The sequence below is a fragment of the Enterococcus sp. C102(2024) genome (assembly GCF_040888205.1).
Lineage (GTDB): Bacteria > Bacillota > Bacilli > Lactobacillales > Enterococcaceae > Enterococcus > Enterococcus faecalis.
In genome coordinates this window covers 21,621-36,778 of record NZ_JBFOHH010000001.1, presented here as the reverse complement: position 1 = coordinate 36,778, position 15,158 = coordinate 21,621, and the positions used below count along the sequence as shown (strand labels likewise).

17 protein-coding genes and 1 pseudogene are annotated in these 15,158 nt (G+C 36.7%); 1 reads left to right on the top strand and 17 read right to left on the bottom strand.

Annotation, left to right across the window (positions count from 1 at the left end; all coding sequences use genetic code 11):
- Positions 1–3: 3 nt before the first annotated feature.
- On the bottom strand, positions 4–3,468 hold the full coding sequence (ebpA, locus tag AB3I34_RS00240) for an endocarditis and biofilm-associated pilus tip protein EbpA (RefSeq protein WP_153873048.1): 3,465 nt from the start codon (positions 3,466–3,468) through the stop codon (positions 4–6).
- A gap of 174 nt (positions 3,469–3,642) precedes the next feature.
- Between ebpA and AB3I34_RS00235 the strand changes: the two genes are divergently transcribed.
- A complete protein-coding gene (locus tag AB3I34_RS00235) occupies positions 3,643–5,064 on the top strand; it encodes a helix-turn-helix domain-containing protein (protein WP_002388012.1) in 1,422 nt (473 codons plus the stop codon).
- 266 nt (positions 5,065–5,330) lie between these two features.
- On the opposite strand, the gene AB3I34_RS00230 is transcribed toward AB3I34_RS00235, so the two are convergent.
- The 16 genes and pseudogenes from AB3I34_RS00230 to AB3I34_RS00155 all read right to left on the bottom strand — a co-directional run bounded on the left by AB3I34_RS00230 (position 5,331) and on the right by AB3I34_RS00155 (position 15,153).
- Positions 5,331–5,726: a DUF805 domain-containing protein gene (locus tag AB3I34_RS00230; protein ID WP_002358131.1), complete on the bottom strand. Its 396-nt coding sequence runs from the start codon at positions 5,724–5,726 to the stop codon at positions 5,331–5,333.
- A gap of 70 nt (positions 5,727–5,796) precedes the next feature.
- Positions 5,797–6,510: a DsbA family protein gene (locus AB3I34_RS00225; RefSeq protein WP_002358132.1), complete on the bottom strand. Its 714-nt coding sequence runs from the start codon at positions 6,508–6,510 to the stop codon at positions 5,797–5,799.
- Positions 6,511–6,649: 139 nt separating this feature from the next.
- Entirely contained in the window at positions 6,650–7,096 is a 447-nt protein-coding gene (locus AB3I34_RS00220) for a GNAT family N-acetyltransferase (protein ID WP_002390030.1), read from the bottom strand.
- Between the two features lie 369 nt (positions 7,097–7,465).
- Positions 7,466–7,708 (bottom strand): hypothetical protein, encoded by a 243-nt coding sequence (locus AB3I34_RS00215; RefSeq protein WP_002358134.1) that lies wholly within the window; start codon positions 7,706–7,708, stop codon positions 7,466–7,468.
- Positions 7,709–7,778: 70 nt separating this feature from the next.
- Positions 7,779–8,210, bottom strand: coding sequence for a universal stress protein (locus AB3I34_RS00210; protein ID WP_002391595.1), 432 nt, complete (start codon positions 8,208–8,210; stop codon positions 7,779–7,781).
- A gap of 52 nt (positions 8,211–8,262) precedes the next feature.
- On the bottom strand, positions 8,263–8,568 hold the full coding sequence (locus tag AB3I34_RS00205; protein ID WP_002397742.1) for a hypothetical protein: 306 nt from the start codon (positions 8,566–8,568) through the stop codon (positions 8,263–8,265).
- A 17-nt stretch (positions 8,569–8,585) separates the two neighbouring features.
- Entirely contained in the window at positions 8,586–8,783 is a 198-nt protein-coding gene (locus AB3I34_RS00200; RefSeq protein WP_002375234.1) for a hypothetical protein, read from the bottom strand.
- A gap of 71 nt (positions 8,784–8,854) precedes the next feature.
- Positions 8,855–9,244 carry a hypothetical protein gene (locus AB3I34_RS00195; protein WP_262231393.1) on the bottom strand — a complete coding sequence of 130 codons (390 nt, stop codon included), beginning with the start codon at positions 9,242–9,244 and terminating at the stop codon, positions 8,855–8,857.
- Between the two features lie 4 nt (positions 9,245–9,248).
- Positions 9,249–10,565 carry a Y-family DNA polymerase gene (locus AB3I34_RS00190; RefSeq protein ID WP_010712280.1) on the bottom strand — a complete coding sequence of 439 codons (1,317 nt, stop codon included), beginning with the start codon at positions 10,563–10,565 and terminating at the stop codon, positions 9,249–9,251.
- 151 nt (positions 10,566–10,716) lie between these two features.
- The gene (gene emeA / locus AB3I34_RS00185; RefSeq protein WP_002358140.1) at positions 10,717–11,871 is read right to left on the bottom strand and encodes a multidrug efflux MFS transporter EmeA; all 1,155 of its coding nucleotides are present in this window, start codon (positions 11,869–11,871) and stop codon (positions 10,717–10,719) included.
- 192 nt (positions 11,872–12,063) lie between these two features.
- Positions 12,064–12,504, bottom strand: coding sequence for a GNAT family N-acetyltransferase (locus tag AB3I34_RS00180; protein WP_010712279.1), 441 nt, complete (start codon positions 12,502–12,504; stop codon positions 12,064–12,066).
- A 48-nt stretch (positions 12,505–12,552) separates the two neighbouring features.
- Positions 12,553–12,984, bottom strand: coding sequence for a GNAT family N-acetyltransferase (locus AB3I34_RS00175; RefSeq protein ID WP_153873047.1), 432 nt, complete (start codon positions 12,982–12,984; stop codon positions 12,553–12,555).
- A 126-nt stretch (positions 12,985–13,110) separates the two neighbouring features.
- Positions 13,111–13,173, bottom strand: a pseudogene (locus AB3I34_RS00170) (GNAT family N-acetyltransferase); the annotation flags it as partial.
- Positions 13,174–13,245: 72 nt separating this feature from the next.
- The gene (locus tag AB3I34_RS00165) at positions 13,246–13,545 is read right to left on the bottom strand and encodes a hypothetical protein (RefSeq protein WP_002390034.1); all 300 of its coding nucleotides are present in this window, start codon (positions 13,543–13,545) and stop codon (positions 13,246–13,248) included.
- A gap of 27 nt (positions 13,546–13,572) precedes the next feature.
- The gene (locus tag AB3I34_RS00160) at positions 13,573–14,139 is read right to left on the bottom strand and encodes a kinase (protein WP_002395825.1); all 567 of its coding nucleotides are present in this window, start codon (positions 14,137–14,139) and stop codon (positions 13,573–13,575) included.
- Positions 14,140–14,148: 9 nt separating this feature from the next.
- Positions 14,149–15,153: a LacI family DNA-binding transcriptional regulator gene (locus AB3I34_RS00155; RefSeq protein ID WP_002369677.1), complete on the bottom strand. Its 1,005-nt coding sequence runs from the start codon at positions 15,151–15,153 to the stop codon at positions 14,149–14,151.
- Positions 15,154–15,158: the final 5 nt, after the last annotated feature.

Genomic DNA, 15,158 nt, shown 5'->3' with positions numbered 1-15,158 from the left:
TGATTACACACTCCCTTCTGGTCGTCTAATAAAGAGATAAACACCCGCTATCACGAATGTACTAATCGCTATCAAGTAAAACCACAAGCGGCCTATGCCACCAGTTTCAGGTAAAGGAACCTTTGCTTGGTTAGTAACATCTAAAGTAATTTGATTATTCTTCTCTCCAGAAATTAAAACATCTGCTACTTTTTCCCCATCTATCGTGACTGAACCATCTTCGCGAATTATTAATTCGATTGGTTCTTTTAACCCCTGATATCCTTCTGGCGTAAAGGTTTCTGTTAGGACATATTTCCCTGGTTTTAAGTTTTCAAAAACAAAAGTATCCGTTTCTTTGCCATCTTTTGGTAATTCAATATCCGTATCTGGTCCTGTTAAACGGAATTTCGCTCCTTTAAGTGGCGTCTGATTATCGGCTTTTTTATGAACCGTTAAGTCAAAAGGTTTCAAATGATTTTGATGTGTCAGTGTCCATTCTGGCGCATTTTCTTCAATATTTTTGCCTGCATAGTGAATTTTCCCATATTTATCAACAGTAAATTCATAATTTCCAGCAAGAGTGTCGTAGCCTAATGGTCCTGATTGTTCCACCATTCGATACTCACCAGGTTCACTAATTTTAAAATAGCTCAATCCTGCAGTATCTGTTTTTTGAGTTGCCACAGTTTGGTAACTTCCTTGAGCATTTTTTCTTTGCAACGCAAAAGTCGCCTCTGCTAAGTTCACTTGTTTGCTATTTTGCATGGTGTATTTTCTAATTCTGATTGGCAAAGAAGAAAATTTATTTTCAATTTCCAATGGAATAACTTGATTTGTGGTGGTCACTTCTTGTCCATCGATGCTTACTTTGCCTTGCTCACTCACCTCAATTTGCCAAGTCGTTTTCTTACCTAACTCATGTCCTGCAGGTGCTTTTACTTCAGTTAATGTATAGCGTTCCCCTTTTTGTAGGCGCACATCTTTTGGCAAGGAATAGCTCCCATCTTTATTGTCCACTAATGTTGTTTGAACATTTTTACCACTCAATTCAAAGACGGCTCCCACTAAGTTTTTCTCACCTGAGGAAGAATTTTTGATTACTTTTAAATCTAATGGCTTGAACTGCTTCGTGTTTTTCCAAGTAGTATCGTCGATTTTTTCTTGACTGTAACCAGGAACTGCTAATTCACGGGTTGTTTGATAATTGAAAGCTTGTCCTTGATTATTGTATTGGGGAAGCCCAAGAACTTCTTGATAGCTTTCATCCTCGGTTTTGGAAAGTTGGGTTACATTTTTGCGCTCCCAACTATTGCTAGTATCATTTTCTGGTTTTGATAATTTAATATACCCAGTTTGCCAGTTGGCTGTGTCAGTTACTTGCTTTCTACTAATTTCATAAATCACGTTATCTGGCCGACTTATTGGGTCTTGATCATACTCTTCCCAGATTTTTTTCACGTTTAACTTCACGCCAGGTGCTTTTCCCGAAGGAACCCCAAAATCAACTTTTTCAGGGGCCGTGGCTAATGGCTGAAACGTTGTCCGACCATTCATTTGATACCAAAAATCAGGTTTGAAGTTTTCTGACTCTGTTTGAATACGTACTTGATAATGAATTTGAATTTCTTGCCCTTTACCCAAATAAATCTCATTACTATTAATTGTAGCGCCTGTTAGCGACACTTCTGGTAATGTTTGAACCTGAACAGGACCCACACTTTTCATTGATAATGTATTTGGCTCGTATTTAAAAGGTTCAGCAATTGGATCAACTACTTTTCCGTTTACAACCGTTCCTGAAATCTGAACGGCTTTTTTCGCTAAATAATCAGAAATGTCTGGTGCATAATCCGCGGATTCATAATAAAGGTCTCCATTTTCATCGGCTGACACCATCTCACGCATTTTATCTTCAACTTGTTGTTTAGATAAATTAGCTCGTGGATCGCTTTGCAATTGAATGCCCAATCCATGTATTTCAATCCCACGTTGTTTTAAGGCCATTGCCTCACCTATCGTGGCGATAAACGTACTGTTAATCCGTTTATTGATATTGTTTTGATCTGGCGCATTATAGCTACCAGAGATATAAGAAGTGCTACCTGGTTGATCTTGTCGATTCGTAAATTGTGTCCCGTAAAAGCGACCATCCGCCTCTGTTTGAACTCGACTCACTTTATAAGAGAAGGTTGGGACGCCATCCGTTAAAAGTACAATGACTTTCTTATGTCCATTTGGCGTTGCTAACATATCACCAGCATCTCTTAATGCTTTTTGAGTGAAAGTTCCTCCTCTAGTGCTACTTGGCGTAATATTTTTAATTGGATTTTTGACTGTATCAAACGGCCCCATTTGAATGGCGTTGTTATTATAACCGTCACTTGAGTAGCCAACATAGCCCATGTTGATGTTATTGGTAATACCGCTATCTGCCAATGTATCAACAAAACGGTTCACTCCTTTTTGAACTTCACCAATCCGATTGTTTTCATTCATACTACCGGACCAGTCAACGACTAAGACCAAATCCAATGGCGTGATTTCTTTCTGAACATTCCCACGCACATTAAGATATACATCAAAAAGCCCTGGTGTTGTTGTTTCTCTAGCATATTTTCGGATGGCATAATCGGCTTGGTCTCCTGTACCGCCATACTCAATATAAGAATTTGTGCGATTAGTAGGGTCCCCATTCCAACTCGTTTGACCATCCCATTGTGCACCACCATCTTTATTCCCTTGATGGTTTAACACATTTTGATTGCCTGTGGGCTGCCAATTAGCTGTCGGATAAGTCCCAGAATTATCCGTCGTGTATTGTGGTGCAATTAAAGGTAGTGCCAGATTCGCTCTCAAAGTGGCTGGCGCCATTCTTGCTTCTGCAAATGGATTGGTTACCTCTTCTGTTGCGGTCGGCTGTTCTGTTTTTTCTGGAGCCGAATCATTTTTGTTAGTTTCTTTCGTATTTTCTGGTACAGTTATTTTTTCTGGTTCAGTTGATTCTTTAGCAGAATCCTCTACTGTTATTTTTTCAGAAGTAACTGAAACATCATATTCGTTGTTTTCATACAATAACTTAGGTGGCTGAGCTGTTTGAAGCGAACTTTGCTCAACAGCTAACGAAAGCTGTACCGGCTTTTTTACTTGTGCGTCCAAAGTCAGATAAAGCGTACCATTAGTCACTTGGTAAGAATATCCGTCTTTTTCAATTACAGCAGTATCCATGAACTGTGCATTTTTCAATTGAATTTCTCGTTGTAATGGCTGCTCTGTTTGGTTGAGAAGATTTAACTCGATATTAATATTCGTTTTATCATTCTCATCTGTTATCATTTGAGCGGATGTAATTTCAACTTCTTTGGCTGTTTCTGCATAGCCAATGAGCGGTATGAAATAGGATGAGACAAGTAAAAAGACTACGCCGAAAACCCCAAATTTCTTTAGTAATTTAATGTCTGTTCTCTCCTTTCTTTTATGAATTAACAGTTAAATTAGAATTGCCTAGCACGTAAAATTTCATTATTCTAATCTGATAATTATTATACAGAGAAGGAGCTCATTAAATCACACCAGCTTTCATACCAAGCGGTTTCATTTCTGAAATTGCGTTATTGTTTCGATGATTGTTTCATTAAAGTAAAGGACTTGGGAGGAAACAATATGATTAGGTTTTTAGAAAAAAATTATCGGAAAATGGAAGAAATCATTCGTGTCTTATCCATTTCTGATAAATGGATGACTAAAAAAGAACTTGCAAAATATATTGGTAGTTCTGAGTCTACTTTTATTCGTTATATTGAGGAGATTAAACAGCGTTGGGGCGAAAGTTTAACCATTAAAACATCGCATAAATTAGGCTATCGTTTAGAAAACTTTAATGTGTCCTTATATTTAAACGTGCTGACGGATATGGCAAAAACGTCAACGACCACCCAATTGCTCCATGAGTTTATCCAAAATCCTGGCAAAACCATCGAATATTATTGCGATACCATTAATATTAGTCGCTCTTCTTTTGCTCGAAAATTGAAGCAGTGTAATCAGGTCTTGGAAACTTACTCTCTTCGCGTTATCGTTGATCAAGGCTATCAATTAACTAGCCAAACAGAAGAATTGCCTTTACGTATTTTTACAACCTTTTTCTTTTTAATGTATTATGGTCATTATGAATTGCCTTATCAATTAGATAAGCAGGAAATCAAACAATTAATGCGCCGTAATCAATGCCAATTAAATATTATTAGTATGGATAACAGTTATGAACACGATTTCTTTATTATGTATTTTATTGTTGATTTATTAAGAGAGCATCAAGGATTTCAACAACGTTTCCAGAAAAAAACAGATAAAAAGAGTCCAATCAAAATGGAAGATTATCTTTTACTCAGTCGTCATTTTACTGGGCTCAGCCGTGAAACCTATCGAGAAGTTCTCTGGTATTTTCAAAGAGGCGCTTTTCAGCAATACTACTCCGAAGACCAAGAAGTCATCAGTCAAAGAATACGTGAAAATTTAAAATTTAATGCTTTTTCACAGATTGAACAATTAACAGAAGAAGTCGTCGACTTCGCTGTTCACTTGTTAACCTGTCTTTATTTGTTTTCTCAATTAGTGCCTTTTGACACCTCCGAATTGACACAAAGGGCCACCTTTTTCACTCGACAAATTCATTTTACTCAGCTTCACTTATATGCACGATTAAAAGCAGAATTGCATTTCTTTTCCGCTCTTTTAGAAACAAATCTATTAAACTATTCATCTTCTTATATTTTTTGGTTGCTTAATACTTTTCCAGAAATTAACCAGAGTTTCGACTCAAAAAAGATTTTGATTATTAGCGACATGGGCCTGAATCATAGTCAATATATTGGAAACTATGTCCACGATATTTTAGCTTTGCATCGGATTCGTTCAAATACGTTAGCAATTACGGAAGAACAATTAGGTGACCATCGACTCGAAGAATTTGACTTGATTATTACCAATCAACCAATTATTGAAACCAGCGTTCCAAGTATTTTAATTAATGATGCTATCTTATTTTCTAACAAAAGAGAATTGCTCGATTTATTAAACTTTTAACGTCTTAATGGTTTTCCCTATCTACCAAAAAGATAGCCCTTTTAGCAAGAACCGCGTAATGTGAGGTGCCATCATACAGAAGATATTTTTCTGAAATAAAAAAGAAAATGAGCCTGGGACAAAAATCACTTTGGATTTTTGTCCCAGGCTTAAAAATTGATAAACGGCGGGAACAGAAGCAACTCCTTCTTATTTCTCGGAGTTAAACGTTTCTGTCCCGACCTCATTTTCACTCTTAAGATAATCAGCTAAACGAAACCAGCAAATTAAATTTCTGATTGATTCACTGGCCATCTTGTGTGACTTTTACTTGGCAAAATTAATGTAATGAAGATCACTAAAGTACCGATAAAAGGAAGTAAATAGAATAAAATCCACCAGTTACTGTGGTCGCGATCATGCAATCTTCTTGCTCGAACAGTAAAGTTTGCCAACCAAATTAAAGCAGTCAGCAAGAAAAAGATAATGGTCACAGTATTCCATTCTTTAATGATTGTTCCATCATTGGGTGTTACTTCAATATATCTGTAAACGCCCGTAATTGCTGAATAAATCCCTAACACCAAATAATTAATTAATTGTGGCCACCAATATTGTGCTCGTGTTGCTGACGCATTCATTGTTGTAATATTATTCCAGTATTCTCTATATGCGTTAAACATATTATCACCCCCGCATTAACTATTACAGAAGTCTTTCGTTTTGTCAAAGAATAACGTTATTTTAAGCTGCTTAATGACACGTCCATGTGCCTTCCTTAAACTCACACGAAGCTGACTCTTCAGAAGAAGGAGTTAATGAAACTAACGGTTGCTGTTGTTTTTCTTCTGCGAGAATTTTTTGAATAGTTTGGCTGATTTGCTGTTTCGGTACTGCACCATTAATTAGATATTTTTGATTAATGATTAGTGCGGGAACTCCTTGTAAACCATAAGCAGAAGCTAGCGCAAAATCTTCTTGAACCGCCGTCCAAACAGCCTCGGAAGCAACAGCTTCTTTCCATAAAGCAAAATCAATCGTTGTCTCTTTTACTAGCTCCTCAATTACTTCTGGCTCTTCAATATTTAAACTTCTCACAAATAAACCTTCTTGTAACTTATCAAACAGTAACCAATAGGTGTCTTGGTTGCCAATGTATCCAGCTGCTTTTGCTGCTAATAATGCATTCTTTGATGTTGGAAAATCAAATCGTTGCTTCCTCATCCCTTCAATATTAAAACGATGCTTTGAATCGTTTTGATTGGCATGCACCCAATGCGTCAAAACTTCTTCTTTTACTGCTGCTCGTGAGCCAAACATTGTTTCAAAATCGTTTGCTGACCATCCTAACGCAAACGACCGATGAATCAATTCAATTTCAGGAAATTCTTGTTGAATCTCATGCATGCGGTCAGACATTGGAAAACAAAAACTACAAATAACATCATGGAAAAATTCTATTTTCATCCTTACCCTCCAGTAACTCTTTTTTCAAAACAGATTGAACTAAATTTACCATTTTACTTACTAAAAGTAAACAAATGAAGCCAATTAAAAGAAAAAGGTGAAACAAAATGCGCTATGGCTTTTGTCTCACCTGTTCTATCTACTTATTCTGATATGTCCATTCCATTACCCGCTCGCCATTCGTATCTAATTCACCATTAAATACAAAACCGAGTTGTTGATACAACCGAATTGCTGAGCTGTTCGTATCATAAACACTCAAGTATAGCTTGTTTGTTTGGTATTTTTCTATTAGCATTAACATTAAAAGTCGACAGGCTGCTTTCCCATAACCTTGTCCTTGGAACCGTTGATCAATTAAAAAGCGGTCTAGCCAAACGCGCCCATCTTGCCAACGTCCATACATGGCATAGCCGATTAATTGATTGCCGTCATAAATACCTGCCGATTCCCATTCTGGAAATTGGTCCGATTCTTTTAGATTTTCTGCCATTGATTCAATGAAGGTTTGTTGTTCAGCGAAAACTTGTAAGTTTTCCACTGCTTTACGATTATCGCTTGTTACTTTTTCAAAATGTATTTCCATTGTTTTCACCTAATTAGTTGTTATTTTCTGCATACTTATCTTCTTTCTTGCTTCTTATTTTAACATACTTATTTCCCTTTGCTTTCTCTAACTCTCTGTGATTATACGTTTCTCTTTTTTATGGGAAATCTTCCCTATAAATGGAGACTCTTTTCAAGAGATTTCTTTTTACACTACCCGTTTCAAATGATATAAATGATATATAGAGTGTTTTAACTATGTGCAACATGATTAAAAGTTAACTGTTGGGGAGCAGTTAACTTTTTCTTTTTAACCACAAAAGAGAGGATCCACTGTGAGAAATAACTGCAGTGGATGCTCCCTTTTGTATATTATTTATTTACTAGCCGATAATTGAAGGCTTTCCCGTTACTCAGTAGTATCGATTTTGTCTTCTTGACTATCTAAAGAACGGTCAACTTTTTCGTCGTAACTTTCCATAGAATTTTCATTTTTATGTTTCTGTTTATCGACCGTTTTATCGACTTTTTCTTTCTGTCGATCAATTGTTTTTTCCATCTCTTCGCCAGCCGAGGTACAGCCACTCAGTAAAAGGAAACTTGTGAATAAAAACGCTGACAAGATAACTGTTTTTCCGATTTTTGTTTTCATAAACTCACCTCTCGTTTAATTAAAAAAAACGTCCCGATAAAACATTGTTCCCTTGATTATTTACTCACAATTAGCGAACGACTAAGACATTGCACAAAGCATGGTTAACCACATAATCTGTAGTAGAACCAATCAAGGTTCGTTGAATAGCACCTCTTCCCGTGGCACCTAGCACAATTAAATCTATGGCATAATTTTCAGAAATCGTGTTGGCAAGATAACGTTTTGGGCTCCCAAGTTCAACAATTTTTTTGACTGTTTTTACACCAATTTCACTCGCTTGTTTTGCCTTTTCAGTGAGCATCTCTTCTGACTTGTGTTTTTCTAAATCATACAATTCTTCAAAAGAAAATGGACTCGTCGTAAATTCAGCATCATTAATAATTGTAGCTAAATAAAGAGTGGCTTGTTCCTCTTTGGCAATCCTGACAGCTTCATGAAAAGCTTTTTCAGATTGATCTGAGCCATCAAGAGCAACCAAAATATGTTGATATACTGACATTTTATCCGCCTCCTTAACCAAATTAAGAATCAAAACTAACACAACAGCTGTGTTACATTTTAGTGGCTATTTGTTGTAATTTTTCCACGGTTAATGCTTGATAATTTGTTTCTTCAAGTAGTCCCGTTTGAATTTCAACAGAAACATCTTCCGTACATGTTTCTAAAAACCTTGTGGCATAATCAAACTGTTGCTCTAAGAATGTTTCATATTCCAGTCGACAACGTAAAAATTCTTTCGCGGTATCCGAAACATGTAAACACATGCGGCGCTTATTCGCTTTCTTGGTTATCACAAAATAGGTTCCCTCTAAAATCGTGGTAATCTCTTCAATAATATACGCTGCATCTTTTACCATTCCGTCAATCCAGTCCTTTATTTGTTTTCAGTATCGTTGCTTTTTTCTTTGTCGTCACTTAACAGCTCTTTAATTTTTTCACGATTGTCGTATAACTTTTTTCCTACGCCCACTAAGGCACCACCAGCCAATAACTTTGTTAAAAAGCCGCCACTCGCATTTGTTTTTTTGCCATGGTGTCCTTTTAAATGATGTCCCATCCTAGCCACCTCCATAATTTTTATTTCTATTACCTATGAACATTATCTCATATGTTTTCACAAAACGCACGTATAACAATAGTTTTTTAATCAAGGCTCGACCACTTTGTAAACTCATGACTTTTAATATGCCGAATCTCTTCAAATAAAATATGTGTATGTCCAACTTTTGCATACTCCATTGAACTCATCCCTTCAAAAACACCAACAATTGGCGGTTGAACACGGCCAAAATCATCCAATGTATTCAATTGGATTTCTAAAACCTGGTTATTTTTTAAAGACTGCTCTAAGTATTCTTCAATTTCTTCTGTTGTCTGTTGCGATAAGCGTTCAAACGCTCTCTTAGAATATTCGTCAGAAGCTTCGATTCCTTCTTGTAACTCCCCCAATGCAAAAGCGGTCGCCCATTTCAGTTCAAAGGGCCGATCATGGTACTCATTATAAGGTGTAAATTCTTTTTTTGTTCGTTTCATGATGTTATCCTCCTAAACCGACATTTCCTCCAGCATGTCCACCGACTAATCCTGAACGATGAATTGCCGTCGCGCCTTCCAACAAAGAAGAGGCGTGGATTAAAGCTTGAAAGCCAAATTTTTGTCGGATTTTATCAATCAGATAGTTTAACTCCATTTCACTAATTTGCTCTTCTGGTTCCGAAAATAAATCTAATTGTAAAGATTCATTCCAAACTAATTTCCCATATGAAAGCCCTAATTGCCGGACATCGGTTCCCGCTAGATAATGTTCTCTAAAAAGGGCTAATACATAGGTAATCAAAACTTTTGTATTGTTTGTTGCAGGAATCGTTTGTTGTTTTCGCCAACCAGTTCGTCCTTCACGGTCAATTTGACCTTTGGAATAACCAACGTAGACTGTGATACATTCCGTTTGACAATGCGCTTTTCTTAAACGAGCAGCCACTTGTTCTGTCAGTTCCTTTAAGACTAGTTCAATCTGATCTCTTCGCGCATAATCTCTCGGTAAAATCTGACTATTCCCAAATGATTTTTCAGCTTTATGTGGTGCTTTTTTCCCTAAAAAGGTACGATCAATCCCCCATGAATGAGCATACAATTGAATCCCCATCACGCCAAATGTTTCTTGTAAAAGATGCGGATTCGCTTGCGCTAACTCATATACAGAATCAATTCCTAAACGATTCAGTCGTTTAGCCATTCTGCGACCAATCCCACAAAAATCTGTCAAAGAAGGCAACTGCCAGACAGTATCTGGTACACGATCATACCGCCATTCTGCAATAAAGTCTGGCGAATGTTTGGCGCCATTGTCCAACGCCAATTTAGCCAGTAACGGATTGTCCCCTATCCCAACGGTCACATAAATACCCACATGATTATAAACGACTCTTTGGATAATCCGAGCCATTTTATAGGCGGTTTCACAATGAAAATAACTTAAAGAAGCCGTTACATCAAGAAATGATTCATCTACACTAAACACAGAGTGATCTTCATCTGCGACAAACTTTTTATATAAATTATTGATTTCTTGATTTTTTTTCATGTACAAATTCATTCGTGGCGGAACCACATATAAATCAGGATGAGCGGGCACTTGATTTTTACGCGTAACATTTGAAACACCTAAAACTTTTTTTGCCATTGGCGATGCTGATAAAACTAATCCCCCCGCATTTTCGGCATTACTCATCACTACTAACATCGTTTTCAACGGATCTAACCCACGTTCTGCGCATTCTACACTAGCGTAAAAACTTTTGCAATCAATACAAAGAATATCGCGACTAGGTTCTTTTTCATAATCAAATTTCATAAACATCACCTCACTTGCAAAATCATTATACGAACAAACGTTCGATTAATCAAGCGAACACTGTTTATTTTTTTGTTTTTTTCAAGAACGGTTGGTGATCAAAAAAAATAAGTATTCGGAATTTTTATATTCCAAATACTTATTTTTTCTTTTACATCTTATTTCGATTTAAAAATAACGATAAAAAGCCCGTTCCTAACAGAATTACTGCTGAAACATAATAAGGGAAAAAGTGATTGATATCAAATAAAGCTCCTGCTGCCATTGGTCCTAAAATATTACCAAAACTTGTAAATGTCGAATTTAGTCCGTTGATGGTTCCTTGTTGATCTCCAGCATGTTTGGATAAATAAGTAGTTACTGCTGGTCTAAACAAGTCAAACGCTAAAAAGACAATAAACGTTGAAAATACAACAACTAAATTATTTTTTGTAAAGGCAATCACGGCAATAAAAATGGCACTTGCAAAAAAGGTTAATTGGATTAAACCCATTTCACCTATTTTTTGGACGATTGCATCAAAGAAAAACAACTGACAAATCAACGCTAAAATACCACTAACCGTAATCACGATTGCTATTTCACTTGTGGTAAAGCCAAAATTAATAGTCGCCATAATACTATAAATAGATTCGAACGCTTGCAGGCCAAAAGAGGAAATTAAGATAATCACAAATAATGAGGTAAACATTGGATTTCTTAAAATATCCATAAATGAACCTTTTTTCGCTTCAACAGCGGCTAAAATTCGTTTCTCTGGCTCCTTCAAAACAGTTAATGTCAAAATAAAACCAATAAACGCTAAAAATGCAGCCGCAAAAAATGGAGCGCGAATACCTAAATAAGCAATAAAACCACCAACTCCTGGTCCGATAATAAAACCACCACTAATTGCAGCTGACACAAGTCCCATCGCTTTCGGACGTTCAGAAATCGTGGTCATATCTGCCACAAAGGCTGTCACTGACGGCATTAATAAAGCGGCGGCAATCCCGCCTAAACCACGAGAAATATAAAAACCGCTTTTCGCTTGGGCTAAACCAAATAATAACTCAGAAATTGAAAAAACCAACATACCCGTCGCAATCATTTTTTTCCGACCAATTTTATCCGAAAGGACACCTGCGATTGGCGATGTGATTAATTGGGCAATCGCAAAAATAGAAATCATCATTCCCATTGTGGTACCAGAAAAATGCATTTCTTCTTTTAATTGGGGAATTACGGGAATGACTAGGCCTACGCCTAGAAAAACAAGAAATAAGTTAGAAATTGCTAAGTACATCATACTATTTTTTTTCGTCATAATTTGCCTCCTCCATAAAAAAACAGCCATCAAAAATGGCTATTTCTGTTTCTTTGTATGTACTTTCTTTGACAGTGTTTCGGCTGAAACACTCGTTGAGTCATTGAGATACATTTTACACTAATTCGCTGAAAATTTCACTAGTTTTTACTTATTTTTTTAAAGGAAATTGTTATTTTTTAAAGACATAACTTAAGTATCCAAGTATTTAATGAATCGCTTTTGTTTTTTATCAGAAACATAGCCAATGTGTTCATAAAATTGATGTGCTGCTGTACGCTGTTCCCCTGAATTTAAGCGAATCGCACACAAGTTATACTTTTTAGCTTCCGTTTCTAGTTTCGTCATTAATTGTTTGCCAATTCCACGGCCTTCTGCTTCTTTTGCCACTGCTAACCCTAGAACGTTCAATAACGTTTGGGAATAAATTGTTTCATACAGTTGCGCATGCACATAGCCTAAAATCTTGCCTGTCTTCGTTTCTTCATAAACATATAAAAACTCTCTGTCACTGGCTAGTAGTAATTTCTCAATCTGTTTACAGGTCACGTCAACGGGAACTTCATAGCCCAATTGTTCTTTATTAATGATAGTTAACGCCGCTGCATCTGTTGGCTTCATTTTTCTAATCAAGGGTAACAACCTCCTAAATGATATTTATAGAGTATTACTTTGGCTACTCTATAGTTTTTTCGATAAATAAAGAACTAACTCATCATCATTAACACACCGATCGTTTGGTTTCAGCTGCTTATTTTGAAACCAGACTCCTGAACCATCTGGCACATATCCTTGTTTGATATATAATCTTTGCGCTGCACCATAACCAGGATGCAGGCCTACTCCCAAAGAAACAGTATCTGCATAACTTTTGGCAACATTTTCTGCACGATTTAATAATAACCGCCCCACTCCTTGTTTTTGAAATGGTAAGAATACATTGAAATCAGCTATTTCAGGATATAAATTTTTAAAAGGTCCTTCCTTAGCTAATGGCAGTAACGTCACATAACCTAACAGCGTTGCCTTTTTCTCCGCTACAAAAACCGTTCGTTGCTTGACTAATTGTTCTTCTAAATAGTTCATTAAAATCTCTTGGCGAGCGTGGAGCAAAACCTGATAAACGGCGGAAACAGAACCAACTCCTTCGGAAATAAGCAAAATTCTCCAAAAATTAAAGAACAATTTCCGGAAATTTCTTCTTATTTCTCGGAGTTAAACAGTTCTGTCCCGACCTCCTTGAGTATCCAGCGCTAAGATATCTTTCTCTTGCATTTCTCTAATAACCACTAGCTCAGACATCAGCCTTCCCTCCCAAAAAACGTTTTCATTTTATACAACGAAGCGAATAATTCTTCGCTCCCTTATTCATTTTCAAAAACCATCGAGTTGATGATATTTGGGCAAAACAGCAACACATGTTTCTTCTGAATTAACAGCAATAACGAACCCTTGCCATAAGGACCACGTCACCGCTTCACCTAATTTCTCTTTCACTCGTTGAATCATTTCAGCTTGCGTTAAGTCTCGAGCAGGGAAATGTTGAACTTTATCGTTACTGATTAAAAAAATAAATGATTCTGAAAAAGCTGTCATGACTTCAGGTGGTAAATTTTTTAATCGTTCTTGGTAATCCATTGAAACCACTCCTTCTTTTTTATCATACCACAACATCCATTTCTCTAAAAAGCGCAGCACTTACTACTGAATATCTGCTAAAATTTGCCTGATAATCTGCTTTTCAGACAGTTGTTCAGATAACCGCTGTTCTCCCGGAAACCCTAAATAATCTTCTGGTAGCCACCAACGTTTCATTTCCACGACACCAAATTCTTGATTCTTGTTTCTCTGGCTATGTCTTTTCAGCGTTTCTTCAAAAGAAAGATCAAAATAATAAACCTGAACGTTTCCTTCAAAGAGATGAATTATTTCCTGAAAAAAGGAATGATAAATGGCTTTTTGAAAAATCCCTTCAACAATCACATACTGGCATTCTTGATACCCAAAAGCTACCAACTGTTTTAACAAAGCAATACTTAGATTACCTGTTTCATCTTTAACACGAAGCATTTCTCTGCGCACCACATCTTGAGAAATCAATAACGATTGTTCTTTAAGACACTGATGAAGCGCTTTAGCTATCGTTGTTTTACCACTACCAGAATTACCACGTAAAATAATTAATTTCGGTTGCATCTGTTTCCCTCCATTTTCTTGATTGTTGAAAACCAGCAGAAAAGAGCAAAAAACTTGGAAAAAACTCTCCAAGTTTTGCTGTTATTTTGATGAATGTTTCGTTGAATCTCGCTGAATGAATTCCGTTCCGACAATAATTTTTCTAGGAACTGGTGGGGTATTCAAGCATAACTCTTTCATTGTCTCAACGGCTAGCTCACCCATCCATTCAGTATGAACTTTAACTGTTGTTAATGTGGGTGAAACATATTTTGCGACACTAATATCATTAAAACCAATGATAGAAATATCTTCTGGCACACGAATGGCTGCTTCTTGTAACGCCCGCATTGCACCAATCGCCAATGTATCACTTGCAGCGAAAAAAGCGGTTGGACGAGTGTCCGCTTTTTCAATAAAGTCTTTCATCGCTTGATAGCCTTCTTCAACAGAAAAAGCTGCTTCGACAACCCATTCTTGATGATAAAGGTCCAGATCTTTTAAGGTTTCTTTAAAAGCGACAAAACGTGGATCAACCAATGCCACGTGGGACTCTTTCGTATATTCTTGCCCAGAAAGTATACCAATTTTCTGATGCCCTTGCGCCAAAAATTCTTGCACAATTGTTTTAACACTTCCAGCAAAATCAACAACAATGGAGTTTTGGCCAAAAGCCATTGCATCAAAGTCTACAAATAGAAGAGGTGCGCCTAAGGCGGCTAAGGCCGCCACTTGCTTTTCATCAAATTTTCCTAGGGCAATTGTCCCATCAAATCTTTTTTGAGACAGGTTTGTCAGAGATTCTTTGACTAAAAGAAAACCCAATTCCTCTGCCCGCTTTTCAACACCTAAACGAATCGATAAATAGTAAATATCATCCAGTTCTTCTGGATCGCTGAACCATTGGACAAACCGAATTTTCTTTTTGCCTGCTTGTTTTTTTCTGGCTCGCTTTTTATAATTTAACGTTTCTGCTGTTTCAAATATTTTCTTCTTCGTTTCATCACTAACTGATAATGTTTCATCATAGTTCAAAACTCTCGAAACTGTCGCTGAAGAAACACCGACTTGCTCTGCTATATCTTTAATGGTTACGATGTTCCTCACCTCAA

Bases quoted from the DNA above. Each gene is read 5' to 3' on its own strand.
- AB3I34_RS00235 (WP_002388012.1), top strand. From the start codon at position 3,643: ATGATTAGGTTTTTAGAAAAAAATTATCGGAAAATGGAAGAAATCATT.
- AB3I34_RS00230 (WP_002358131.1), bottom strand. From the start codon at position 5,726: ATGTTTAACGCATATAGAGAATACTGGAATAATATTACAACAATGAAT.
- AB3I34_RS00225 (WP_002358132.1), bottom strand. From the start codon at position 6,510: ATGAAAATAGAATTTTTCCATGATGTTATTTGTAGTTTTTGTTTTCCA.
- AB3I34_RS00220 (WP_002390030.1), bottom strand. From the start codon at position 7,096: ATGGAAATACATTTTGAAAAAGTAACAAGCGATAATCGTAAAGCAGTG.
- AB3I34_RS00215 (WP_002358134.1), bottom strand. From the start codon at position 7,708: ATGAAAACAAAAATCGGAAAAACAGTTATCTTGTCAGCGTTTTTATTC.
- AB3I34_RS00210 (WP_002391595.1), bottom strand. From the start codon at position 8,210: ATGTCAGTATATCAACATATTTTGGTTGCTCTTGATGGCTCAGATCAA.
- AB3I34_RS00205 (WP_002397742.1), bottom strand. From the start codon at position 8,568: ATGGTAAAAGATGCAGCGTATATTATTGAAGAGATTACCACGATTTTA.
- AB3I34_RS00200 (WP_002375234.1), bottom strand. From the start codon at position 8,783: ATGGAGGTGGCTAGGATGGGACATCATTTAAAAGGACACCATGGCAAA.
- AB3I34_RS00195 (WP_262231393.1), bottom strand. From the start codon at position 9,244: ATGAAACGAACAAAAAAAGAATTTACACCTTATAATGAGTACCATGAT.
- AB3I34_RS00190 (WP_010712280.1), bottom strand. From the start codon at position 10,565: ATGAAATTTGATTATGAAAAAGAACCTAGTCGCGATATTCTTTGTATT.
- emeA (WP_002358140.1), bottom strand. From the start codon at position 11,871: ATGACGAAAAAAAATAGTATGATGTACTTAGCAATTTCTAACTTATTT.
- AB3I34_RS00165 (WP_002390034.1), bottom strand. From the start codon at position 13,545: ATGTTGTGGTATGATAAAAAAGAAGGAGTGGTTTCAATGGATTACCAA.